This is a genomic window from Silvimonas sp., assembly GCF_031291215.1.
Taxonomy (GTDB): domain Bacteria; phylum Pseudomonadota; class Gammaproteobacteria; order Burkholderiales; family Chitinibacteraceae; genus Silvimonas; species Silvimonas soli.
The window spans coordinates 1-3251 of sequence record NZ_JARLJK010000113.1 but is presented as its reverse complement, the minus strand read 5'-3'; the positions used below and the strand labels follow the sequence as shown (position 1 = coordinate 3251).

General features: G+C 53.2%; 1 protein-coding gene. It reads left to right on the top strand.

Annotated elements, in window-relative coordinates; translation table 11 throughout:
* Positions 1-3251, top strand: a 3251-nt coding sequence (locus P4L78_RS11645) for a hypothetical protein (protein WP_309328228.1), incomplete at both ends; no start/stop codon positions are given.

The following is a 3251-nucleotide window of genomic DNA, read 5'->3' as shown; positions in this document are numbered from 1 at the left end:
GTAGTACCAACACCTTTACGCTTCAGTTGTCTAATTCTTCGGGTAGTTTTTCGAGTCCTGTAAATATCGGCAGTGTTACATCAACGAGTTCTGGTACTATTACCGGTACTATACCATCTACTACTGCTGCAGGCACAGGTTACCGGGTGCGTATAATTTCCAGTTCTCCGGCTGATACATCAGCAAATGATGGCGTAAACATCCATATCAGTACTCTGGCGCCTTCTACATTTACCAATAACCTGCCGGTATGTGTGGGTGATACCATAAGGCTGACAGCCAGCAATGCCAACACCAGCAACAGCATTATCTACCAGTGGACAGACCCTAATAATACGGTGACCACCTCCCAGAACCGGATCATCCCCAACGCAACGAGTGCTAATGCGGGTAACTATGCGGTATCTATTACCAATGGAGGATGTGTGCAGCACGATACACTTACAGCAGTAGTCTATGCACGCCCCAACCCGCTGACCACATCGAGCAACAGCCCTGTGTGTTCGGGTACCTATATAGGTTTATCTACAGCTACCACCACTACAGGTGTTACCTACAGCTGGAGTGGCCCTAATGGTTTTACCTCAACCCTGCCCACCCCGGTGATCAACAATGTACCCCTGTCAGACAGTGGGCGCTACTATGTTTCAGTTACTGCCAATGGGTGCAGTACCCATGACAGCACCTATGTAGTGATCACGCCCAGCCCCACAGTTACCGCCAGCTACCGCAACCCGGTGTGTATAGGGGACAGCATCAATATATACACCACGGTATCTACAGGCAGCACGTTAAGCTGGAGCGGCACTGCCGGCTACAGCGGCGGCAGCCAGAACGTGCAGCTGGCCCATACCACATCTGCCAATGCAGGCAGCTATATATTATCAGCCAGCCGTAACGGGTGCTTCACCCGCGATACGATCAACCTGTCGGTAAACCCTCTGCCCGCCAAACCGACCGTCGGCAGTAACAGCCCTGTATGCGCAGGCGCCAACTTATCATTAACAGCGCTGAATATAACAGGCGCCACCTATATCTGGACAGGCCCCACCGGTTACGGCGCCACCACAAGAACAGCCAGCCGCACCGTAGCTTATGCTGACTCAGGCAGCTACATAGTAGGAGCCACAGTGAACGGTTGTACCTCTTACGATACCACCCATGTGCTTACCCTGCAGGCCCCCACAGGAGTGACCTATGGCAGCAATGGCCCCATATGTGTGGGCGATACGCTGAAGGTGACGGCCAACAACCAGACATCAGGCGTAAGCTACAGCTGGACAGGCCCCGGCTACAGCAGCAGCCAGCAGAACTTCAATATCCTGCACAGCACCACAGCCAACGGAGGTAATTATTACCTGACCACCACCTATGGCAGCTGCGTAGTACACGATACCCTTGCAGTAGTAGTGAACCCACTACCCAACAAACCCACTATCAGCAGCAACAGCCCGGTATGTACCTTCAGCACACTGACCCTCAATGCCGTGGGTACTCCAGGCGCCACCTATAGCTGGACAGGTCCCTACTTTGGTTCCAGCCTGCAAAACCCCATACTTCCCGGTGTGCAGGCACCCAATGCAGGCAGGTTCATAGTTACCGCCACCCTCAACGGCTGCAAGGCTGCAGATACGACCAATGTGAGTGTTCTTGCCGCGCCCCTGGGTGTAGGTTATGGCAGCAACGGCCCTATATGTGCAGGAGACACTTTAAGGGTCACCTCGGCCAACCTGACTGGAGGTTCCACCTATAGCTGGATCGGTCCTGGCTTCAGCAGCAACCAGGCAAATTTTAAAATAGCCCATGCCACCACCGCCAACAGCGGCAATTACTACCTTACAGTATCAGTAGGCAGCTGTGCGGTGCACGACACCCTTGCAGTAGTGGTAAACCCACTACCAAACAAACCCACTATCAGCAGCAACAGCCCTGTATGTTCAGGCAATACCTTATCGTTCACAGCGGTGGCCACGCCCGGTGCCATTTACGGTTGGGGCGGTCCCAACCTCTTTATATCTGCGTCACCGAATGTATCCCGTAATAACGTAACGCTGGCTGATTCAGGCTACTACAGTATAACAGCCATCCTGAACGGCTGCCTGGCATCAGATACCACCCATGTAACGGTAAACCCATCGCCTTTGGGCATTGCATACAGCAGCAACAGCCCGATATGTGCCGGAGACCCGCTCAACATCACTTCCAGCTCACAGACCGCAGGCGTTACCTACAACTGGAGTGGCCCTGCTAACTATACGGCTACAACAGCCAGCTTTAGTATAACAGGTACCACTACCGCCAACTCAGGCAATTACCACCTGGCAGTTACCTACAACAGCTGCACCGTATATGATACGCTGGCAGTAGTGGTAAAGCCACTTCCTACTATCCCTACAGCAGGGAGCAACAGCCCTGTGTGCACAGGTTCACCACTGAACCTGACCTCGTTCAGCGGTGCAGGAGTGAGCTACAGCTGGAGTGGCCCTGGCAGCTACACAGCAATTACACAGAACCCTACTATAAGTGCAGTAACAGCAGCCAATGCAGGCACCTACACGGTAACTGCAAAACTGAATGGTTGTACTTCCACTAATACAACAGCAGTAGCGGTGAACCCGGTACCGACAGGTACAGCAAGCAGCAACAGTCCTGTATGTGCGGGTGATAACCTGTTGTTCACCTCTTCAGTAAGTCCTGCACTGGCCACCTACGGATGGTCAGGCCCGGGAGGTTTTATCTCTTCATTACAAAATCCATCTATAGCAAATGCCACGCCGGCAGCAGATGGTATATACGCGCTTACCCTGACTTTGGGCAGTTGCACCACGGTGCTGCATGTACCTGTCACCGTCACCCCCTTGGCAGGGCCACCTATAGTAACCATAGGCACCCCGTTCGATACAGTATGCGGAGGTGATGTGGCTACCTTTACTGCAGCATCGAGCAATGCAGGGAGCAACCCCACCTATGAGTGGAAGATAAACGGGGCAGCCACAGGCGCCACAGGCAGCAGTTATAGTACCACCACATTGCACGACGGAGACCTGGTGACCTGCAATGTAACGAGCAATGGTATCTGCCAGCCGGTGATCACTTCCAGCAGTAATGCCATATGGATGCATGTGAAAGTGTCGCAGGTGCCGAAGGTGAGTATAGAGATATCGCCATCGGTATATAACCCGGGCGGCAAGGTGACGCTTACAGCCATAGTACAGGGCAGCAGCGATTGTCTTACCTACCAGTGGAGAGTG